Source organism: Flavobacterium celericrescens (assembly GCF_011392075.1).
Taxonomy (GTDB): domain Bacteria; phylum Bacteroidota; class Bacteroidia; order Flavobacteriales; family Flavobacteriaceae; genus Flavobacterium; species Flavobacterium celericrescens.
Window position 1 is genome coordinate 127,040 of sequence record NZ_JAAJBV010000004.1, and the last position, 20,099, is coordinate 147,138.

Sequence of the window (20,099 nt, forward strand, 5' to 3'; positions counted from 1 at the left end):
GATGCGACTGGTAGTTTTGGGCGGAGGCGAAAGTGGAGTTGGAACCGCTATTTTAGGGAAGAAAAAAGGATACGATGTTTTTGTGTCGGATTTTGGAAAAATAAAAGAAAATTATAAAGAAGTTCTTACCATTAATGGAATCGCTTGGGAAGATGAAAAGCACTCAGAAGAATTAATTCTGAATGCCGATGTAGTAATGAAAAGTCCAGGAATTCCTGAAAAAGCACCAATCGTAAAAAAGCTAATCGAGAAAGGAATTCCAGTAATTTCTGAAATCGAATTTGCCATTCAATTTACCGATGCAACAACTGTTGGAATTACAGGAAGTAATGGAAAAACAACCACAACACTTTTGACATATCATTTGTTAAAACAAGGTGGTTTAAATGTAGGATTAGCTGGAAATATTGGAAAGAGCTTCGCTTGGCAAGTAGCGGAAAACAAACACGATATTTATGTACTAGAATTGAGTAGTTTTCAATTAGATGGAATCATCAATTACAAACCACACATTGCAATTATTACAAATATTAGCCCAGATCATTTAGATAGATATAATTACGATTACAATTTATACATCGATTCTAAATTTAGAATTACAAAGAATCAAACAGAAGCCGATTATTTGATTTATGATAATGAAGATGAAGCGATTCAAAATTGGTTAAATAATAATGAGATTAAAGCAAACAAAGTTCCTTTTTCACTGATAACAAAATCAGAAAATCAAGGAGCGTTTTTAGAAGATAACAACATTAACAGCACAATTAATAAAGAACTATTTACTATGCCAATCAACGAACTAGCTTTAGAAGGAAAGCACAATATTAAGAATGCAATGGCTGCAACTGCCGTAGCGCAATTGTTGAATATTAGAAAACAAACCATCAGAGAAAGTTTAACTAATTTTCAAGGTGCTGAACACCGATTAGAAAAAGTATTAAAAATTCAAGGCGTGCAATATATTAACGATTCTAAGGCTACGAATGTGAATTCGGTTTTTTATGCTTTGGATAGTATGACAACTCCAACGGTTTGGATTGTAGGAGGTGTTGATAAAGGAAACGATTATGATGAATTAATGCCATTAGTTCGTGAAAAAGTAAAAGCAATCGTGTGTTTAGGTGTTGATAATACAAAAATAATCAATGCATTTAATAATGTTGTAGATGTAATGGTAGAAACTACTTCTATGTCTGAAGCAGTTCAATTAGCACAACGTTTGGCTGAAAAAGGTGATAGCGTATTATTATCACCAGCATGCGCAAGTTTTGATTTGTTTGAAAATTATGAAGATAGAGGAAAACAATTCAAACAAGCAATTTATAATTTATAACAAACAATAAACAATAAAATGTTCGATATCATTGGTAAAATAAGGGGAGATAAAACCATTTGGGCAATAGTTTTTCTATTGGCACTAATCTCTTTTTTACCAGTATATAGCGCAAGTACTAACTTAGTTTACGTTATTGGGAAAGGTACTACAATTGGTTATTTATTCAAGCATTTTGTGCATGTAATGCTAGGTTTTATGATTATATATTTTGTGCATAAAACACCTTACCATTACTTCAAAGCATTGTCTATCTTCGGAATTCCGTTGGTAATTTTACTCTTAGTATATACCTTGTTCAAAGGAACAGTTATTGATGGTGCAAATGCCAGTCGTTGGATTCAAATTCCGTTTGTAGGTATCAGTTTTCAAACATCTACGTTAGCATTTATTGTTTTGATGATTTATGTAGCGCGTTATTTAGCAAAAGTCAGTGATAAAGAATATTCGTTCAAAGATTCATTATTAGAATTATGGGTGCCTGTTTTTGCTGTCTTAGCATTAGTACTTCCAGCGAATCTTTCCACAACGGCTTTGATTTTTTCAATGGTGTGTATGTTGGTTTTCATCGGTCAATATCCATTAAAATATTTAGGTTTTATTATTGGAGCAGGTTTTGCTAGTTTGTTGATGTTTGTTTTGGTCGCAAAAGCATTTCCAGATGCAATGCCTAATCGCGTGGATACATGGATGAGTCGTATTGATAGTTTCTTTGACGATAAACCAAACGAAGATGATTACCAAATTGAAAAAGCAAAAATTGCTATTGCATCCGGAAAAATATATGGCTTAGGACCAGGAAAAAGTGTTCAGAAAAACTTTTTACCACAATCTTCTTCTGATTTCATTTTCGCAATTATCGTGGAAGAATATGGATTAATCGGTGCTGTCGGAATTATATTTTTGTATTTGTTGTTGTTTATTCGATTCATTATCGATGCGCAAAAAGCAACCACATTATTTGGAAAACTCTTAATCATTGGACTTGGATTTCCAATCATATTTCAAGCATTTATCAATATGGGAGTTGCTGTAGAATTGCTTCCGGTAACAGGCCAACCTTTGCCGTTAATTAGTAGTGGAGGAACTTCGATTTGGATGACTTGTATTGCTATTGGAATTATTTTAAGTGTTACCAAGAAAGAAGAAGAAGTCGCATTAGATTTAGAAGAAAAACGCAAACGTGATGAAGCTTTACAGCAAATTATCGATGCGCAAGTAGCCTTAAATGAAGAGAAAGATGCCGATGAAAATCAGCAAAAAATAAACGATATTAAAAGTTCGATTAGAGAATCTTTAATTGAAGATGAAAATGGAGATGTGTTAGTAAACGGACAAAATCCAATGAACGCAGTTTTAAATAAAAAGTAATGAAAAAACCAAGATTCATAATTAGCGGAGGCGGAACTGGCGGACATATCTATCCAGCTGTTGCAATTGCAAACGAATTAAAATCTCGTTTTCCAGAAGCGGAGTTTCTTTTTGTTGGTGCCAAAGATAAAATGGAAATGCAAAAAGTACCACAAGCAGGTTACGCCATCAAAGGATTATGGATTTTAGGAATTCAAAGAAAATTGACTTTAGATAACGCGATGTTTCCATTCAAATTATTTTCAAGTATGTGGAATTCATTCCGAATTATCAAAAGTTTTAAACCTGATGTAGTAATTGGAACTGGAGGTTTTGCAAGCGGAGCAGTTTTGAAAGTAGCTTCAATGTTGAAAATTCCAACGGTTATTCAAGAACAAAATTCATATCCTGGAATAACAAATAAATTATTGGCTAAAAAAGCGAATAAAATTTGTGTGGCTTACGAAAATTTGGAACGATTTTTTCCAAAAGATAAAATGATTTTAACTGGAAATCCAGTACGTCAAGATTTGATTAATGAAGCAAGTAAAAGTGAAGCTATTTCATATTTTAAATTAGATGCAAATAAAAAAACCTTGCTAGTTTTAGGCGGAAGTTTAGGCGCTAGAAGAATTAATCAATTGATTGAAAAAGAATTGGATTTTCTATTGAGTCAAAACATTCAAATCATCTGGCAATGCGGAAAATTATATTTGAACGATTACTCAAAATATAATGAAAAAGAAAACGTTCAAGTAGTAGCTTTTATTGATAGGATGGATTTGGTTTACGCTGCTGCGGATGTCGTAATTTCTCGTTCAGGAGCATCATCTGTTTCGGAATTATGTATTGTGGGAAAACCAACGATTTTTATTCCGTCACCAAATGTTGCCGAAGATCATCAAACTAAAAATGCTAAAGCAATTTCAGATAAAAACGGAGCCATCTTAATCAGAGAATCAGAATTAGAAGCTCAATTTGAAACGGTTTTTTCCGATTTAATTTCAAGCGAAAATAAACAAGCTGAATTAATTCAAAACATAAAGAAATTAGCCAAACCAAACGCGACAAAAGATATTGTTGAAGAAATAGTTAAGCTAATCAACTAAACAAATTAACAGTTAAACAATTTAACTAAAGAAATGAATCTAAATCAAATACATAACGTTTATTTCATCGGCATCGGAGGCATCGGAATGAGTGCTTTAGCACGCTATTTTCAATACATTGGAAAAAAAGTAGTGGGTTATGACAAAACACCAACGCAGTTAACGGATGAATTACAAGAAATAGGTTTAGAAATTCATTTTGAGGATAATATCAATCTTATCCCTTCTGATTTTTATAGAGAAAATACACTAGTTGTTGTTACGCCAGCTGTTCCGGTTTCGCATTCGGAGTGGAATTATTTCGTAGAGAGAGAATACAATATTAAAAAACGTGCAGAAGTTTTAGGGATTATTACCAAAGACACGTATTGTTTTGCAGTTGCAGGAACACATGGAAAGACAACAACATCAAGCATTTTAGGGCATGTTTTGTATGAAAGTGGTGTAGATGTAACGGCTTTTTTAGGAGGAATTGTTGAAAACTATAATTCCAATTTAATAGGATCTGGAAAAACGGTTACGGTCGTGGAAGCTGATGAATTTGATCGTTCATTTTTGCATTTGCATCCTAATGTTTCTTGTGTAACCTCTATGGATGCTGATCATTTAGATATTTATGGAGATGCAGCACATATTGAAGAGTCATTTAGAGAATTTGCAGCTAAAACGCCTAGTGAAAATTTATATATTATCAATGGATTGCCATTAGAAGGAAATACTATTGGTGTTAATAACGATGCTGATTTTTCAGCTCAAAACATCCGAATTGAAAATGGATTTTATGTATTCGATGTGAAAACTCCAGCCGAAGTAGTTCAAAATGTAAAATTTGGATTACCAGGTCATCATAATTTGACTAACGCACTATTAGCTTTTGCTATGGCGAAATCTTATGGTGTTTCTAATGAGAAAATCAGTGCAGCTTTAGCAAGTTTTAAAGGTGTAAGAAGACGTTTTTCTTTTCAAATTAGAGAAGAAGAATTGGTTTATATTGATGATTATGCGCATCATCCAACAGAAATTAACGCGGTGCATCAAGCGGTTCGAGAATTGTATCCGGGTAAAAAGATCATCGCAGCATTTCAACCGCATTTGTTCAGTAGAACGAAAGATTTTGTGGATGGTTTTGCAGAAAGCTTAAGTCAATTCGACGAGATTTTATTATTGGAAATTTATCCCGCTCGCGAGTTGCCTATGGAAGGTGTGAACTCGACTTGGTTGTTAAATAAGATTAACAATCCAAATAAAAAATTAGTGAGCAAAGATGAATTGTTTAGAGCTTTTGAAAATTCAAATGCCGATGTGTTTATAACTATTGGCGCAGGTGATATTGGAGAGCTAGTAAAAGACTTAAAAAAAGCGCTTCATGAGAAGAATTAATTGGCATAATATTCGATTAGTGTTAATCATTTTTGTGATGATTTTTCTGTACTCTTTTTCTTCAAAGAGAAATAGTGAGCGTAAAATCAGCAAGATAGATATCAAATTTGAGTCTAATGAGAATATGTTTTTAACACATGAAATGGTTAATAACTTGTTAATACAAAATTTGGGAGGTACTTCAAGAATACAAAAAGATAAAGTAGATTTGAATACTTTAGAAACTATTCTCGATGATCACGAGATGATTGAAAAAGCACAAGTTTTTTCAACAATAGATGGTTTTCTAAATACGCGTATTACTCAAAAGGCCCCAATCGTAAGAGTTATTACAGATAGTGAAAATTATTATCTTGATTCAAAAGGTGATAAGATGTCATTGTCGCAAAATTTTTCGGCACGAGTTCCGCTAGTATCTGGCGAAATGAGTAAAGGAACTGAAAAACCCTATTTGTTGTTATTCAATGAAATCAAAAAAGATGATTTCTTGAGTAAAAACATTACAGGTGCCAAAATTATGCCTTCTGGTAATGTGGTTTTAACCAACAGAAGTTATGATTATAAAATAGCATTTGGGAAACCAATAAATGTTGAAAAAAAGCTAAAAAATTACAAAGCATTTTTTCATCATGCTGTAAAAGATACATTGATTAAAAGTTATAAAGAGGTAAACTTGATGTTTACACAACAAGTGGTTTGTAAGAAATAGAACGAGTTATGAACAAAGACAACATTGCAGTAGGATTAGACATTGGTACAACTAAAATTGTAGCAATGATAGGGAAGAAGAATGAATACGGAAAGCTAGAAATTCTTGGAGTAGGAAAATCTAAAAGCTTAGGTGTTCATAGGGGTGTTGTAAACAATATTACACAAACCATACAATCTATTCAGCAGGCGGTAACTGATGCTGAAAATGATTCGGGTTATAAAATAAATGATGTTGTTGTAGGTATTGCAGGACAACATATTCGTAGCATTCAACACAGTGATTATATCAGCCGCCCAAATGCGGAAGAGGTAATTGGTGATGCTGATATTGATACATTAATTGGCCAAGTTCATAAATTGGCAATGTTGCCAGGGGAAGAAATTATCCATGTTTTGCCACAAGAATTTAAAATAGATGGTCAAGCCGAAATTAAAGAACCAATCGGAATGTACGGTGGAAGATTAGAGTCTAGTTTTCACGTCGTAGTTGGTCAAGCGGCTTCGATTCGAAATTTGGGAAGATGTGTTAAAAGTGCTGGATTAGAATTGTCTGGACTAACATTAGAGCCATTAGCATCAGCAGATGCAGTATTGAGTCAGGAAGAAAAAGAAGCAGGAGTTGCTTTGATAGATATAGGTGGTGGAACAACCGATTTAGCCATTTTTAAAGATGGAATCATTCGTCATACAGCTGTTATTCCTTTCGGAGGAAATGTAATTACGGAAGATATTAAAGAAGGATGTTCGATTATTGAAAAACAAGCAGAGTTATTAAAAACTCGTTTTGGTTCAGCTTGGCCAGGAGAAAATAAAGACAACGAAATTGTTTCTATTCCAGGATTAAGAGGTAGAGAGCCAAAAGAAATTTCGCTAAAAAACTTGTCAAAAATTATTCACGCAAGAGTAGTGGAAATCATTGAGCAAGTATATGCTGAAATTAAATTATACGGGCATGAAGATCCTAAGAAAAAACTAATTGCAGGTATAGTATTAACAGGAGGTGGAGCGCAATTGCAACACATAAAACAACTTGTTGAGTACATAACTGGAATGGATACTAGAATTGGATATCCAAACGAGCATTTAGCAGGAGATTCAAACGAAGAATTGTCAAGTCCATTATATGCTACAGCGGTTGGTTTAGTAATGAACAGTATTAGAAATAATACTAAAAGTGCTACGCCGTTTGTAGAAATGAAAAAAGAAGAGCCAGTAGTGGTGGTTCGCCCGCAAGCAGTAACAGAAGAGCCTGTTGTTGAAGAGGAAAAAGAGGAGCCAAAAGCAACTCAACCTATCAAACACGAAACAACTGATGACAAAATCAAACGTTCGTTTTTTGATAAATATATTGATAAGATTAAAGAATTTTTAGATAACGCAGAATAAAAGGAGATACTATGTCAGAATTTGGAAACATTTCATTCGATTTACCTAAAAACCAATCTAACGTAATTAAAGTAATTGGCGTTGGTGGTGGAGGTAGTAATGCCATTAACCACATGTTTAAACAAGGCATTAAAGGTGTTGATTTTGTAGTTTGTAATACTGATTCTCAGGCATTACAAAACAGTCCTGTACCAAATAAAATTCAGTTGGGTGTAAGCTTAACCGAAGGCTTAGGTGCTGGTGCAAATCCTGAAGTAGGTCAACAATCTGCTATAGAAAGTATTGCCGAAATTGAAAAAATGTTGGACAGCAACACCAAAATGGTTTTCATCACCGCAGGTATGGGTGGAGGAACTGGAACTGGTGCGGCTCCTGTAATTGCGCAATTGGCAAAAGAGCGCGACATTTTAACAGTGGGTATTGTTACGATTCCTTTTCAATTTGAAGGAAAAGTTCGCTCTGAGCAAGCGTTAGCTGGAGTTGAACGTTTACGTAAACAAGTGGATTCTTTAGTAGTTATCAATAATAATAAATTACGTGAAGTTTACGGAAACTTAGGTTTCAAAGCAGGTTTCTCTAAAGCGGATGAAGTGTTAGCTACTGCATCAAGAGGAATTGCTGAAGTAATTACGCACCACTATACTCAAAATATCGACCTTAAAGATGCTAAAACCGTATTGTCAAACAGCGGAACGGCAATCATGGGTTCTGCAACTGCATCAGGTTCAGATAGAGCAAAACAAGCCATTTCAAGTGCTTTAGATTCTCCATTATTAAATGATAACAAAATTACTGGCGCGAAAAACGTATTGTTGTTAATCGTTTCGGGAACTGATGAAGCAAATGAAATCACAATCGATGAAATCGGAGAAATCAATGATTTCATTCAGTCTGAGGCTGGTTACAATGCAAACATCATCATGGGAGTTGGTGAAGAAGAAGCTTTAGGTGAAGCTATTTCGGTAACAGTAATTGCTACAGGTTTTAATATTGAACAACAAGCTGAAATCGTTAATACTGAGCCTAAAAAAATTATTCATTCGTTAGAAGATGAACAAAAAATTGTTCACGAATTATTGAATAAAACTATTGCAAGTCTTCCGGTTAATGAGCCAATTTTTGAATCACCAATTGAGTCAGAAATTAAAGCAGATATCATCAATCCAATTTGTGATGAAGTTGTTGAACAAAAAGTGGTTTTTACTTTAGAAGAAGAAGAAGCACCAGTTTTTGAAATTCATACACCAGTAGCAGCGATTGATTTAGTGCCTACAACCGATTTTTTAAAAAATATTGATGTAACTTTTGAAGTGGTTAGCCCAAATGTAGCGCCAACGTTTGAAATCATTACGCCACAAATCAGAGAAATTGAAGTTAAAGAACCAGAGTTTGTAGTAGCAAAAGACGATTTTAGTTTTTCATTGGATTTATTTGAAACAAAAGTTGAGACTAAAGCTGAAAACACAATTGTATTTGATTTATCACCTGAAACACGTTCAATGGAAGTAAAAGATCCTATTAATGTGGTTCCTGTTACTGAAGTAAATCAAAATGGAATTATTAAATATTCATTAGAAGATTATTTAGAAAAAGAGGAAGAATTAGTTGCTTCTAAACCAGTAGAAATTGTTGCTGAGCCTGTAGACGAGGAACTAAATTTTACTATGAAAAAAGAAGTGGAAAAATTAGAAGATAATATTCAATTTGATGCGGTTTCTCCTCTTGAAATGTCAATCGAAGAAACATTAAAGTTTAGAGCAGAAGAACGTAAAAGAAAAATGAAAGAATTCAATCACAAATTCAACAATAGTAATGCACAAATTGATGAGTTTGAAAGAGAACCAGCTTATAAAAGAATGGGAATTGATGTAACATCAACACCTGCAAACAATAATCAATCTCGTATGTCATTAGGAATCGATAGTAACGACGATATTCAACTTCGTTCAAACAATTCATTTCTTCACGATAACGTAGATTAATCTATAATAAACTAACCTACCCTACAAAACCCGAAGAGCAATTTTCGGGTTTTTTTGTTACCTTTGCAAAACAATAATTCACAAACAATAAGCATAAATATATGAGTTTAGAAGTAAAAATCATGGATCACATGAAAGAAGCCATGAAAGCAAAAGACAGTGTAGCATTAGAGGCTTTAAGAGCTATTAAATCGGCTATTATTTTAGCAAAAACTGAAGCTGGAGCAGCAGATGGTTTATCTGAAGCAGACGAAATCAAAATGTTACAGCGTTTGGTGAAAATGCGTAAGGATAGTGCTGAAATATTTACCACACAAAATCGTCCAGATTTAGCGGAGCCAGAATTAGCACAAATTGCTGTTATAGAAAAATTCTTGCCAGCACAATTATCAGAAGCAGAAGTAGAAGCAATTATTGCTAAAATTATTGCAGAAACTGGCGCTTCAGGTATTGCTTCTATGGGTAAAGTTATGGGGTTAGCATCGGCACAAATTGGAGGTCAATCTGAAGGAAAAGTTATTTCTGGAATAGTAAAGAAATTACTAGCATAAAATAAGAACTAGTTAAAAGAGCAAAGAAAAAGATGGAGCTTTCATCTGTCTTCTTTGCTCTATTATCTTAAAAAAGGCTTCGTAGCTCAACTGGATAGAGCACTGGATTTCGGCTCCAGCGGTTGGGGGTTCGACTCCCTTCGAGGTCACTCATAAGCGTCAAGATTTCTTGGCGTTTTTTATTTTGTATCACGCAAATTTTCACGTTATTTGTAAATATGACTAGTAATTTAATTGCATTAAATCCTGAGGATAAGTACGAATTGTTTTTAGCCGATTATATCGGAATGTTTTTGCTATTGGCGCCTTTAGTTGGGTTGTTTTTGTTTTTTGGGTTTTATGTAATTGAAATTCTTTATTTGCGAAATTATAAAAAGCCATTGGTGGTTTTTGCAAATGTTAGTTTTTTTAAAATAAATGATTCTCAGAAGCAAATATTATCAAATAATTTTCATTTTTATACAAGACTTAAGCCTAAATACAAACGTTATTTTGAGCACAGAGTTGCTAGTTTTGTCAATCGATACGAGTTTGTTGGAAGAGATATTTCAGTTACAGAAGAAATGAAGATTACTGTGGCTGGAACCGCAATTATGTTGACTTTTGGAATGAGAGATTATCTTAATCCATTATTCAAACGAATTATTATTTTTCCAGATATTTATTATTCTGAGCAAACAGAAAATTATCATAAAGGAGAATTTAATCCAAAATTAGAAAGTATCGTTTTCTCGTGGAAACATTTTAAAGAAGGAATTGAAATTTCAAACGATAATTTGAATTTAGGATTGCATGAATTTACTCACGCATTTCATATTCATGCGACAAAAAGTGATAAAGCAACTTCTGTATTGTTTAACGAGTCACTACAAAATTTGTTTCGAGTGGTTTCTAATCCACAAATGAGAGAACACCTAATTAATTCTGGGTTTCTTCGTGATTATGCTTATGAAAATCAGTTTGAATTTGTAGCTGTTTTGTTGGAATATTTTTTTGAATCACCACATGAATTTAAAACAAAATTTCCAACGATATATGCAAAAGTTAAGCATATGATTAATTTTAACGAAAAATATTTTATTACTACAATTCAGTAAATTACTGATATCTATCATGTTTTTGAGCCGTTTTAATGAGTAACTTTATGTCAGTAAAATGTATAAATCATGAAAAAGTCAGTTCCAGTGTCAACCATAATGACCAAAAATGTTGTTAAATTAAATCTTTCTGATGATTTAACAAAAGCCGAAATGTTGTTTAAAAAGCATCATATAAGACACATTCCTGTGGTGGGTGGAAATAAAATTGTGGGGATGTTAAGTTATACAGATTTGCTAAGAATTTCTTTTGCGGATGCTATAGATGATGATGACGATGTTGTAGATACAACGGTTTACAATATGTTTACAGTAGAGCAAGTAATGGCAAAAAAACTAATTTCTATTGCACCAGAAACTACCATAAAAGAAGCGGCTGAAATTTTAGCCTCAAAAGAATTTCATGCTTTACCAGTATGTGAAGGAGACCTATTGGTAGGAATCGTAACTACTACCGATTTAATAAAATATTTGATTGAGCAATATTGAAAAACCCGACAGGTTACTTAAAACCTGTCAGGTTTATATTTTATTTCGTAATCATCTTTAAGTCAGCAATTGTAGCAATTGGATCTTGAGCTCCAAAAACGTAACTCCCAGCAACTAATACGTCAGCTCCTGCATCAACTAGTTGTTTTGCATTTTTATTGGTCACACCACCATCAATTTCTATTAATGTTGAAGCGTTTTTTTTGGTAATTAAAGCTTTTAGTTTTTCAACTTTAGAATATGTATTTTCTATAAATGATTGTCCTCCAAAGCCAGGATTTACACTCATAATGCAAACTAAATCAATATCTTGAATAACGTCTTCTAGCACATCAATATTAGTGTGAGGATTTAAGGCAACTCCAGCCTTCATTCCTTCCGCTTTAATGGCTTGAAGCGTTCTGTGTAAATGCGTGCAAGCTTCGTAATGAACTGTTAGAACATCGGTTCCTAATTTTTTGAATGTTGCAATATATCTGTCAGGATCAACAATCATTAAGTGAACATCAATAGTTTTTTTTGCATGCTTGTTGATAGCATCTAAGACAGGCATTCCAAAAGAAATATTTGGAACAAAAACACCATCCATAATATCAATGTGAAACCAATCGGCTTCACTGGCATTAATCATTTCGATGTCTCGTTGTAAATTGGCAAAGTCGGCTGCAAGAACTGATGGCGCAATAAGTGTATTTTTCATGTTGTTGTATGTAGTTATGTTGTTTAGACAAAGATAAATTTTAACCGCAAGGTTCGCAAGGTTTTTTGCAAAGTTCGCAAACAAATTTTATCATTAGGAACTCTTGTTTTTGGGTAAGATATAAAAATAAAACTCCGGTAATCAGCCGGAGTTTCAATCATCAATCAAAAAACGAACAGTCTTAGACTGTTGTTGTCTTTATAGTGTCACACAGAGCTTGTCGAAGTGTTATCCTAAATATGTTTTCAATATTTTACTTCTAGAAGTGTGTTTTAATCTTCTAATTGCTTTTTCTTTAATTTGGCGTACACGCTCACGAGTTAAATCGAATGTTTCTCCGATTTCTTCTAACGTCATTGGGTGTTGGTCACCTAAACCGAAATACAAACGAACAACATCAGCTTCTCTTGGCGTTAATGTTTCTAACGCTCTTTCGATTTCTGTTTGTAATGATTCGTGAATTAATTCTCTATCTGGATTTGGAGATTCACCTGAACGTAAAACGTCATATAAATTTGAATCTTCTCCTTCCACTAAAGGTGCATCCATAGATAAATGACGACCAGAGTTTTTCATTGACTCTTTTACATCATTAACTGTCATGTCTAATTCTTTTGCAATTTCTTCTGCAGAAGGAGCACGTTCTTGAGATTGCTCCAATAATGCATACATTTTGTTGATTTTATTGATAGAACCAATTTTATTCAACGGTAAACGCACAATACGAGATTGTTCTGCTAAAGCTTGTAGAATTGATTGACGAATCCACCATACAGCGTATGAAATAAATTTGAATCCACGAGTTTCGTCAAAACGTTGTGCTGCTTTTATTAGTCCTAAATTTCCTTCGTTAATTAAGTCAGGAAGTGTAAGTCCTTGATTTTGATATTGTTTTGCTACAGAAACTACGAAACGTAAATTAGCTTTTGTTAATTTCTCTAAAGCTCTTTGATCACCGGCTTTAATTCGTTGTGCTAATTCTACTTCTTCGTCTGCAGTTATAAGGTCAACTTTTCCAATTTCTTGTAAATATTTGTCTAAAGAAGCAGTTTCACGATTTGTAACCTGCTTGGTGATTTTAAGTTGTCTCATTTAATTTTCTCCTTACTTTTAAAAGTTCTGTTTATTATACGTGTGAAGTTTCAAAAAAGTTACAAAATGACTAAAAAAATTATTCAATTACATAATTTTCAATTTTAGCAATGTAAAAATCTATCTTTTGATACATTTTGTTGAAGAAAATTTTTCTGTCTTTTTTCCCTGATTGGTTTAATGATTTTGAATTTGATAACTGATTTATAATGTATTCTTGCTGCTCTTCACATGCGTCTTTATCTGAAGTTGCGTAATAGCCTAAAGCGTTATATGGCAAGAAAAAAACAGATTTTTCTTTTGAATAAAATAAAACAGAATTATTTAAAATCAATAATTCATTATAGTAGATTTGAAAATTAGAACTATTGGTTTCGCATTTTTGTTCTATGTTTTTAATTATTAAATTTATATCATTTAAGATGATTATTGCGTTTTTATAATTTAACAATCCCGATTCAAAAAAATAAAAGATTTGCTGAAGTGAACTATTAATTGTGGTGTCATTCCATATTTCTATTCGATTTGTATTGTCAAAAAATGACTTTAAATAAGAATCATCATTTATTAAAGAAGATTCAAATAAAAATTCTTCAAAATGCACATTCTGTTTTTTTTTAAGTAACGTTAGCCAAATATAAAATTTGAATTTTGAAAATAATGTTCCTGCAACTGCATAGTTCATAGGAATATCTTTTGCGGCATAATAAATGATAGTTTCTTTAGGATTTAGATATGATAATATTTCTCTAGTTTTTTCAAAATAAGATTTAAAATCAGTCATTGACTCAATTTTTTTAGTTTTTTCAATAAGAATATTTTCTTGCTTTTTGTATAAAGTATCCATTGATAATGCATAATGTTTGCAAAGCAAAATTGTTTCTTCGATGGAAAATTTACTTTTCAACGAAATACGTCGGTGTGCCGCATCGTAACTAATGTCTAATACTTTTGCAATTTCATCGTTTAATGAAATGTTTTTAGGAAGTAATCTTCTAATAGTCGATAAAAGAATTTCTTGATGTGTCATTTTTTTTGCGATTTTCACAAAAATATAAAATTATATTATTATTAAACACATATTTTTTTGTGAAATATGAAATAATTTTGACTCACAAATTAAAACTTATGAGAAAAATTATTAAAGAGCATTTATCATCTTTTCGGGAGAAAGATCTAAGGCAATATTCTAGAATTGTAAATCATTATTTTAAAAGAAAGTGTCGTTTTGTTTTTGTGTTTTTTTTAGTTTCCTGTAGTGTGCAAAATCAAATTGATAAAGGAGAATTTAAAAGAGTTCCAAAAGCGATGTCTGTTCGATTTTATGACAAATTAGATACTATTCAACATCAGTATGGAAATCAGTTTTTTACCAAAAGTTTTATAAATGAATTTACAGATAAAAAAAATGTAGATTATAGTAAACCTATTGAACTTAAACTTCAGAAAGACTATTTGTATATTAAATTTCAAGATATATTAAAGAAGCAATTTGTAATTAAAGTGAGTGGAAAACGAAAAAGGAAGCGTTTTGTTTTTTATTCTAATTACGAGACAATTTCTTTTCCTGTAATTTTTATAACAAAACAGATGACAAAATTTGTTGTAGAAATTCCTAATGATGAGTCTATTTTAATTAAGAGAGCTGATACTAATGAAGGGATGATGTTGTTTTTTGGTGCTGGAAATTCGTTTAAAAAAGAGTATATTTTTAAAATTATAAAAGATGAATAAGCTATTGTTTTTTGTTTTGATTGCTTTTCAATTACAAGCTCAAGACACCATTGTTTTTCCTAAAATAGATGTTTTTAAGCGAAATATTTTAGAAGTGAGTTATGGAAAGCCACTTGGAGATTTATCCAGTAAATATAAAAGTTCAATCACGACAGCTTTTTATATGCGTACAAAGATTGCAAAGCGACAGTTTATTGATTTTGGTGTAGAATTAAGTGGAATTATTAATGGGAAAAGTGTTGATTATAAAGTAGGAAATGAAAATATTCAATTAGATGGAAGCAAATCTGCTTTTTTCTTAGGGTTTCGATATACTCGATTTTTAATTCAATCTAAGAATGAAAATTTTCATATTGAATCAAATACAGGTATTGGCTGGAAGTATCTTTATTATTCAAAACCTGAAGATGAAATTTATGAAGATTTAGATTTAAAACCCACATTGAACACTATCGGATTTAGTCAAGGGATTAAACTTGTATTTTATGGTTTTGGGTTGCATTGTAATTATCAATATGCTCCTTATGATTTATTTAATTCAAAGATTGAAAGAAATTTTGGAGGTTCATCAATAAATTTTGGTTTATCTGGATGTTGGAATTTTTAATTAATAAAATTAAAAAACCCCAATTTAATCAAGAATTGGGGTTTTTATATGAACTAATAATAAAGTATTAACCTTGTGGTTTATCCTTTTTTTCAATTGGTTTTTCTTCTCTCGGAGGTCTTGGTAAAAGTGCTTTTCTTGACACTTTTTCTTTACGTGTTTTTGGGTCAACACCTAAATATTTTACCATAAACACATCTCCCATATTTACTACATCAGTAACATTTTCTGTTCTTTCCCATGCTAACTCTGATACGTGTAATAAAACTTCGTTTCCTGGTGCTTGTGTGTATTCTACAACCGCTCCAAAATCTAACATTTTAATTACTTTTACTTCGTAAGCTTCTCCCATTACTGGTTTGAAAATAATAGAGTCAATTTTAGCTAAAACAGTTGCAATTCCTTCTGGACTTGTTCCTAAGATTTCAACTACACCTTGCTCGTCTACTTCATTAATTACGATAGTAGTTCCAGTAGCTTTTTGTAATTCTTGAATTACTTTTCCACCAGGACCAATTAAGGCTCCAATGAAAGCTCCAGGGATTGTTCTTGTAATAATTTTTGGTGCTTTTGGTTTTACTTCAGCTCTTGGACTTGCAATAGTTTCAGTGATTTTCCCTAAAATATGCATACGACCATCTCTTGCTTGACCTAAAGCTTGTTCCATGATGTCATAACGTAAACCATCAATTTTGATGTCCATTTGACATGCTGTAATACCGTCTGCAGTTCCAGTTACTTTAAAGTCCATGTCTCCTAAGTGATCTTCATCTCCTAAAATATCAGACAATACCGCAAATTTTTCACCGTCAGTAATTAATCCCATAGCAATACCAGAAACTGGTTTTACCATTTGAACTCCAGCATCCATTAACGCCATTGTACCAGCACAAACCGTAGCCATTGAAGAAGAGCCATTCGATTCTAATACTTCAGAAACCACACGAATTGTATAAGGACAATCAGCAGGAATCATATTTTTTAAAGCTCTTTGAGCTAAATTTCCGTGACCAACTTCTCTTCTTGAGGTTCCTCTTAATGGTTTTGCTTCACCAGTTGAGAAAGGAGGGAAGTTATAATGTAAATAGAATTTTTCTTCACCTTGTTCAGATGGAGAATCTATTTGGTTAGCTTCTCTTGAAGTTCCTAAAGTTACCGTAGCTAAAGCCTGAGTTTCACCACGTGTAAATAAAGCTGAACCGTGAACAGAAGGTAAATAATCAGTCTCACACCAAATTGGTCTAATTTCTGTTGTTTTTCTTCCGTCTAAACGTAAACCTTTTTCTAGGATTACATTACGAACTGCTTCTTTATTTGTTTTGTAGAAATATTTTCCTACTAAATCTCCATTTTCAGCTAATTCTTCTTCTGTAAATAAAGCTTTAACTTCTTCTTTTACAGCTGCAAATTTTTCGCCTCTTTCACTTTTTCCTGAAGCCTCTTGAGCAATTGCATAACATTTGTCATAAGCGGCTGCTTTTACTTTGGCATAGATAGCTTCATCTTCTTTTTCACCTTCATATTCTCTATAAGCAGGAGAGCCGATAGCAGTTCTTAAACGCTCTTGAGCTTGAATTTGAATTTTGATAGCTTCGTGAGCAAATTTGATAGCTTCTACCATTTCTGCTTCTGAAATTTCTTTCATTTCTCCTTCTACCATCGCAACCGAATCCATAGAAGCTCCAATCATCATGTCGATGTCTGATTGCTCTAATTCTTCTCTGCTTGGGTTGATAACGAATTTTCCGTCGATACGTGCAACACGAACTTCAGAAATTAAGTTATAAAAAGGAATGTCTGAAACCGCTAATGCTGCAGAAGCTGCTAATCCAGCTAATGCGTCTGGCATAACATTTTCGTCGTGACTCATTAATTGAATCATAACTTGTGTTTCAGCATGGTAATCGTCTGGGAAAAGTGGACGCAATACACGGTCTACTAATCTCATTGTTAATACTTCGCTGTCACTTGGACGTGCTTCTCTTTTGAAGAAACCACCAGGGAAACGACCTGCTGCTGCAAATTTTTCACGATAATCAACTGTTAAAGGTAAAAAATCAACACCAGGATTTGATGTTTTTGCAGAAACTGCTGTTGCTAATAACATGGCATCGCCCATACGAACAACAACAGATCCATCTGCTTGTTTGGCTAATTTCCCAGTTTCGATTGAGATGCTTCTTCCGTCACCTAAATCGATAACTTCTTGAAATACTTTTGGAATCATAATTTTTTAATTCTAAATTAAACAAAGGGTCAGTTGTGTTGTTGTTGTGTGTGTAGTTGTTTGTAACCCAATGAAAAACCAAACTTTTTCTGTCAATATAAATAAAACAAAAAGGGGCACGAAGCCCCTTTAGTTGATTATTTTCTAATATTCAATTCTTTAATAATTTCACGATATCTGTTGATATCTTTCTTTTTTAAGTAGTCAAGAAGACTTCTTCTTTTACCTACTAAAAGTACTAACGAACGCTCAGTATTAAAATCATGACGATTTTTTTTCAAGTGCTCAGTTAAGTGAGAAATTCTAAATGTAAATAATGCGATTTGCCCTTCAGCAGATCCAGTGTTTTCAGCTTTTCCTCCGTGTTTAGCGAAGATTTCAGCTTTAGTTTCTTTTGTCAAGTACATGCCAATATTATTTTAAATGATTTTTATGTATGAATTGTATGGTTGCAATTCGGATGCAAAGGTAATAATAATTGTGAATTATGAATTATAAATTATAAATTATTTTTTCTTAATTTAAAACTTAAGCAACTTTGTCAATCGATTTGAATGCTCTTTTTAATAAAAATGGTGTTGATAATGTGGTAATAAGTCCCATAATCACAAGCATTGAAAAGATTTCTGTATTAATAATTCCCGCTTTGTAAGCTATGTTTGCAATTACTAATTCCATGATTCCTCTTGCGTTTAGTCCAATTCCTAAGGCTAAAGAAACTTTATGATTTAAACGTGCAAATCGACCGCCAATATATCCTCCAATAATTTTTGACAAGAACGATACTGCAATTATTGCCAATAATAATGGGTAATTTTGAATAGACGAAAATTGAAATTCTAATCCGATTCCGGCAAAAAATATAGGGGCTAAAAACCCCATTGCCATACTATTAGTAGTATTATGAAACGTTTCTAAATGTTTTTCTCCAACCAATTCTTTTGAAATCAGCATGGAAGCAAAGAAAGCGCCAATGATAAAATGTAGTCCAATACTTTCAGTAATTGTCGCAAAAATTAGAATAAATACAAAAAATACTGCAAATAAAGATTCTTTACCTTTTAAAAAGCTTAAAATGTTATTTAACTGATTCTCTATAAAATTCTCTTTTTGAGCTAATTTTTGAATCATTTTATAAGTTAAAATGATTATTAGTAAGAAGAAAGTTAATTTTAAAACTGTAAAAATGGTAGCCTGAGTAATATTTGCAAAAGTAGGTTCAACATCTTTTATGTCTAATAAAATCCCTAAAATAGTCAAAGCAATTACATCATCAAAAATAGCTACTGAAATAATTTTTTGCCCTACATGAGAATTTAGTTTTCCTAGATCCATTAGAATTCGAATACTAACTGGTAAGGCAGTAATAGCAACACAAAGTCCTATGAAAACCGTTGACATAACATCAAGATCAAAGCAAATTCCTACCAAATAGCCTGAAAATAAAGGAATGAAAAAAGCAGCAATTGAAATAAAAATATTTCTGCCTTTCATTGATTTTACTATTTCATCTAAGTGAATTTCTAATCCAGCTATGATTACCAATAAAAATATTCCAAGTTCAGAGATAACCTTTAATTCTTCTGTTCGATGAATGAAATTTAAGATTGTTGGTCCAAGTAAAACACCAGCTAAGATTTCACCAATCATTGCGGGTTGTTTAAAACGTTCCATTATTTCACCAAAAAGTCTTGCTAATACTAATAATATTAGTAGGTTAGCAAAAAATGGAAGTTCTAAACTTTGAACGTTGAATGGCATAAGGTGGTAAGTCTATTTTTGTTAAAATTAAACAAATATATTAAATTAAGGTCGAGATGCTGTTGTTACACTAAAATAATTTAGAAACTTCAAGATTGACAAATTCTAAAAATCTTTCGTCAGATTCGGTAAATGGATCTAAAACATGTGAATCAATGTCGATTTGTCCGATGTTAATTCCGTTTACAAAAAGAGGTACAACAATTTCAGATTTTACTGTAAAACTACAAGCAATATAGTTGTCTTGAGCGGCTACATCTGGAACAACAAAGTTATTGTTTGAAACCGCAACTTGTCCGCAAATTCCTTTTCCAAAAGGAATTACTGTGTGGTCTGTTTCCGCTCCAACATATGGACCTAAATGCAATGTTTGAGTTTCATGATTTGCAAAATAATAACCTACCCAATTATAATATTCAATTGAATCGCTTAATAATTGACAAATGGATAAAAGTTTTTCGTCTCTAGTTGTGTTTTCTTTAGAAACAATTGCAGAAACTAATGGTTTTAAATTTTCAAAAAGCATTTTTTATTTTTTTACAAAAGTATTTATTCCTTCGTATTAAAAAATCTATATTTTTGTTAAA

The 20,099-nt window shown here is 32.3% G+C and carries 19 protein-coding genes and 1 tRNA gene; 13 read left to right on the top strand and 7 right to left on the bottom strand.

The window, feature by feature from the left end:
• Position 1: 1 nt before the first annotated feature.
• The 11 genes from murD (at position 2) to G4L40_RS07030 (ending at position 11,391) form a co-directional block, all read left to right on the top strand.
• A complete protein-coding gene (murD, locus tag G4L40_RS06980; RefSeq protein ID WP_166236487.1) occupies positions 2-1,336 on the top strand; it encodes a UDP-N-acetylmuramoyl-L-alanine--D-glutamate ligase in 1,335 nt (444 codons plus the stop codon).
• 18 nt (positions 1,337-1,354) lie between these two features.
• A complete protein-coding gene (locus G4L40_RS06985) occupies positions 1,355-2,707 on the top strand; it encodes an FtsW/RodA/SpoVE family cell cycle protein (RefSeq protein WP_166236488.1) in 1,353 nt (450 codons plus the stop codon).
• Positions 2,707-3,795 carry an undecaprenyldiphospho-muramoylpentapeptide beta-N-acetylglucosaminyltransferase gene (murG, locus tag G4L40_RS06990; protein WP_166236489.1) on the top strand — a complete coding sequence of 363 codons (1,089 nt, stop codon included), beginning with the start codon at positions 2,707-2,709 and terminating at the stop codon, positions 3,793-3,795. The genes G4L40_RS06985 and murG overlap by 1 nt, the downstream gene beginning before the upstream one ends.
• A gap of 33 nt (positions 3,796-3,828) precedes the next feature.
• Positions 3,829-5,175 (top strand): UDP-N-acetylmuramate--L-alanine ligase, encoded by a 1,347-nt coding sequence (gene murC, locus G4L40_RS06995; RefSeq protein WP_166236490.1) that lies wholly within the window; start codon positions 3,829-3,831, stop codon positions 5,173-5,175.
• On the top strand, positions 5,162-5,884 hold the full coding sequence (locus G4L40_RS07000) for a cell division protein FtsQ/DivIB (RefSeq protein ID WP_166236491.1): 723 nt from the start codon (positions 5,162-5,164) through the stop codon (positions 5,882-5,884). Before murC ends, G4L40_RS07000 begins: the two co-directional genes overlap by 14 nt.
• A gap of 8 nt (positions 5,885-5,892) precedes the next feature.
• On the top strand, positions 5,893-7,272 hold the full coding sequence (gene ftsA, locus G4L40_RS07005) for a cell division protein FtsA (protein WP_166236492.1): 1,380 nt from the start codon (positions 5,893-5,895) through the stop codon (positions 7,270-7,272).
• A gap of 11 nt (positions 7,273-7,283) precedes the next feature.
• Entirely contained in the window at positions 7,284-9,254 is a 1,971-nt protein-coding gene (gene ftsZ / locus G4L40_RS07010; RefSeq protein WP_166236493.1) for a cell division protein FtsZ, read from the top strand.
• Positions 9,255-9,355: 101 nt separating this feature from the next.
• The gene (locus G4L40_RS07015; RefSeq protein WP_166236494.1) at positions 9,356-9,805 is read left to right on the top strand and encodes a GatB/YqeY domain-containing protein; all 450 of its coding nucleotides are present in this window, start codon (positions 9,356-9,358) and stop codon (positions 9,803-9,805) included.
• A gap of 75 nt (positions 9,806-9,880) precedes the next feature.
• A tRNA-Arg gene (locus G4L40_RS07020) sits at positions 9,881-9,954 on the top strand.
• A gap of 69 nt (positions 9,955-10,023) precedes the next feature.
• On the top strand, positions 10,024-10,902 hold the full coding sequence (locus G4L40_RS07025; RefSeq protein ID WP_166236495.1) for a zinc-dependent peptidase: 879 nt from the start codon (positions 10,024-10,026) through the stop codon (positions 10,900-10,902).
• 69 nt (positions 10,903-10,971) lie between these two features.
• The gene (locus G4L40_RS07030; protein WP_166236496.1) at positions 10,972-11,391 is read left to right on the top strand and encodes a CBS domain-containing protein; all 420 of its coding nucleotides are present in this window, start codon (positions 10,972-10,974) and stop codon (positions 11,389-11,391) included.
• 40 nt (positions 11,392-11,431) lie between these two features.
• Here the strand turns inward: G4L40_RS07030 and rpe are convergent, their stop codons facing one another.
• The 3 genes from rpe to G4L40_RS07045 all read right to left on the bottom strand — a co-directional run bounded on the left by rpe (position 11,432) and on the right by G4L40_RS07045 (position 14,213).
• The gene (rpe, locus tag G4L40_RS07035) at positions 11,432-12,091 is read right to left on the bottom strand and encodes a ribulose-phosphate 3-epimerase (protein WP_166236497.1); all 660 of its coding nucleotides are present in this window, start codon (positions 12,089-12,091) and stop codon (positions 11,432-11,434) included.
• Between the two features lie 228 nt (positions 12,092-12,319).
• On the bottom strand, positions 12,320-13,183 hold the full coding sequence (locus G4L40_RS07040) for a sigma-70 family RNA polymerase sigma factor (RefSeq protein WP_166236498.1): 864 nt from the start codon (positions 13,181-13,183) through the stop codon (positions 12,320-12,322).
• 79 nt (positions 13,184-13,262) lie between these two features.
• Positions 13,263-14,213 carry a hypothetical protein gene (locus G4L40_RS07045; protein WP_166236499.1) on the bottom strand — a complete coding sequence of 317 codons (951 nt, stop codon included), beginning with the start codon at positions 14,211-14,213 and terminating at the stop codon, positions 13,263-13,265.
• Positions 14,214-14,311: 98 nt separating this feature from the next.
• Here G4L40_RS07045 and G4L40_RS07050 point away from each other — a divergent pair, with 98 nt between their 5' ends.
• Together G4L40_RS07050 and G4L40_RS07055 are read left to right on the top strand one after the other, a co-directional pair.
• Positions 14,312-14,917, top strand: coding sequence for a hypothetical protein (locus G4L40_RS07050; RefSeq protein WP_166236500.1), 606 nt, complete (start codon positions 14,312-14,314; stop codon positions 14,915-14,917).
• Positions 14,910-15,524, top strand: coding sequence for a hypothetical protein (locus G4L40_RS07055; protein WP_166236501.1), 615 nt, complete (start codon positions 14,910-14,912; stop codon positions 15,522-15,524). Before G4L40_RS07050 ends, G4L40_RS07055 begins: the two co-directional genes overlap by 8 nt.
• A 67-nt stretch (positions 15,525-15,591) precedes the next feature.
• Here the strand turns inward: G4L40_RS07055 and G4L40_RS07060 are convergent, their stop codons facing one another.
• From G4L40_RS07060 to G4L40_RS07075, 4 genes are all read right to left on the bottom strand, one after another.
• Positions 15,592-17,751 (bottom strand): polyribonucleotide nucleotidyltransferase, encoded by a 2,160-nt coding sequence (locus G4L40_RS07060; protein ID WP_166236502.1) that lies wholly within the window; start codon positions 17,749-17,751, stop codon positions 15,592-15,594.
• A gap of 137 nt (positions 17,752-17,888) precedes the next feature.
• Positions 17,889-18,158 (bottom strand): 30S ribosomal protein S15, encoded by a 270-nt coding sequence (gene rpsO / locus G4L40_RS07065; RefSeq protein WP_166236503.1) that lies wholly within the window; start codon positions 18,156-18,158, stop codon positions 17,889-17,891.
• Between the two features lie 121 nt (positions 18,159-18,279).
• A complete protein-coding gene (locus G4L40_RS07070) occupies positions 18,280-19,512 on the bottom strand; it encodes a cation:proton antiporter (RefSeq protein ID WP_166236504.1) in 1,233 nt (410 codons plus the stop codon).
• A gap of 70 nt (positions 19,513-19,582) precedes the next feature.
• A complete protein-coding gene (locus G4L40_RS07075) occupies positions 19,583-20,038 on the bottom strand; it encodes a GAF domain-containing protein (RefSeq protein ID WP_166236505.1) in 456 nt (151 codons plus the stop codon).
• Between the last annotated feature and the right edge of the window lie 61 nt (positions 20,039-20,099).

Bases quoted from the DNA above. Each gene is read 5' to 3' on its own strand.
- G4L40_RS07075 (WP_166236505.1), bottom strand. From the start codon at position 20,038: ATGCTTTTTGAAAATTTAAAACCATTAGTTTCTGCAATTGTTTCTAAA.
- G4L40_RS07060 (WP_166236502.1), bottom strand. From the start codon at position 17,751: ATGATTCCAAAAGTATTTCAAGAAGTTATCGATTTAGGTGACGGAAGA.
- G4L40_RS07015 (WP_166236494.1), top strand. From the start codon at position 9,356: ATGAGTTTAGAAGTAAAAATCATGGATCACATGAAAGAAGCCATGAAA.
- G4L40_RS07030 (WP_166236496.1), top strand. From the start codon at position 10,972: ATGAAAAAGTCAGTTCCAGTGTCAACCATAATGACCAAAAATGTTGTT.
- G4L40_RS07045 (WP_166236499.1), bottom strand. From the start codon at position 14,213: ATGACACATCAAGAAATTCTTTTATCGACTATTAGAAGATTACTTCCT.
- murD (WP_166236487.1), top strand. From the start codon at position 2: ATGCGACTGGTAGTTTTGGGCGGAGGCGAAAGTGGAGTTGGAACCGCT.
- ftsA (WP_166236492.1), top strand. From the start codon at position 5,893: ATGAACAAAGACAACATTGCAGTAGGATTAGACATTGGTACAACTAAA.
- G4L40_RS06985 (WP_166236488.1), top strand. From the start codon at position 1,355: ATGTTCGATATCATTGGTAAAATAAGGGGAGATAAAACCATTTGGGCA.
- G4L40_RS07055 (WP_166236501.1), top strand. From the start codon at position 14,910: ATGAATAAGCTATTGTTTTTTGTTTTGATTGCTTTTCAATTACAAGCT.
- G4L40_RS07070 (WP_166236504.1), bottom strand. From the start codon at position 19,512: ATGCCATTCAACGTTCAAAGTTTAGAACTTCCATTTTTTGCTAACCTA.
- murC (WP_166236490.1), top strand. From the start codon at position 3,829: ATGAATCTAAATCAAATACATAACGTTTATTTCATCGGCATCGGAGGC.
- G4L40_RS07040 (WP_166236498.1), bottom strand. From the start codon at position 13,183: ATGAGACAACTTAAAATCACCAAGCAGGTTACAAATCGTGAAACTGCT.
- murG (WP_166236489.1), top strand. From the start codon at position 2,707: ATGAAAAAACCAAGATTCATAATTAGCGGAGGCGGAACTGGCGGACAT.
- rpsO (WP_166236503.1), bottom strand. From the start codon at position 18,158: ATGTACTTGACAAAAGAAACTAAAGCTGAAATCTTCGCTAAACACGGA.
- G4L40_RS07000 (WP_166236491.1), top strand. From the start codon at position 5,162: ATGAGAAGAATTAATTGGCATAATATTCGATTAGTGTTAATCATTTTT.
- rpe (WP_166236497.1), bottom strand. From the start codon at position 12,091: ATGAAAAATACACTTATTGCGCCATCAGTTCTTGCAGCCGACTTTGCC.
- G4L40_RS07025 (WP_166236495.1), top strand. From the start codon at position 10,024: ATGACTAGTAATTTAATTGCATTAAATCCTGAGGATAAGTACGAATTG.
- ftsZ (WP_166236493.1), top strand. From the start codon at position 7,284: ATGTCAGAATTTGGAAACATTTCATTCGATTTACCTAAAAACCAATCT.
- G4L40_RS07050 (WP_166236500.1), top strand. From the start codon at position 14,312: ATGAGAAAAATTATTAAAGAGCATTTATCATCTTTTCGGGAGAAAGAT.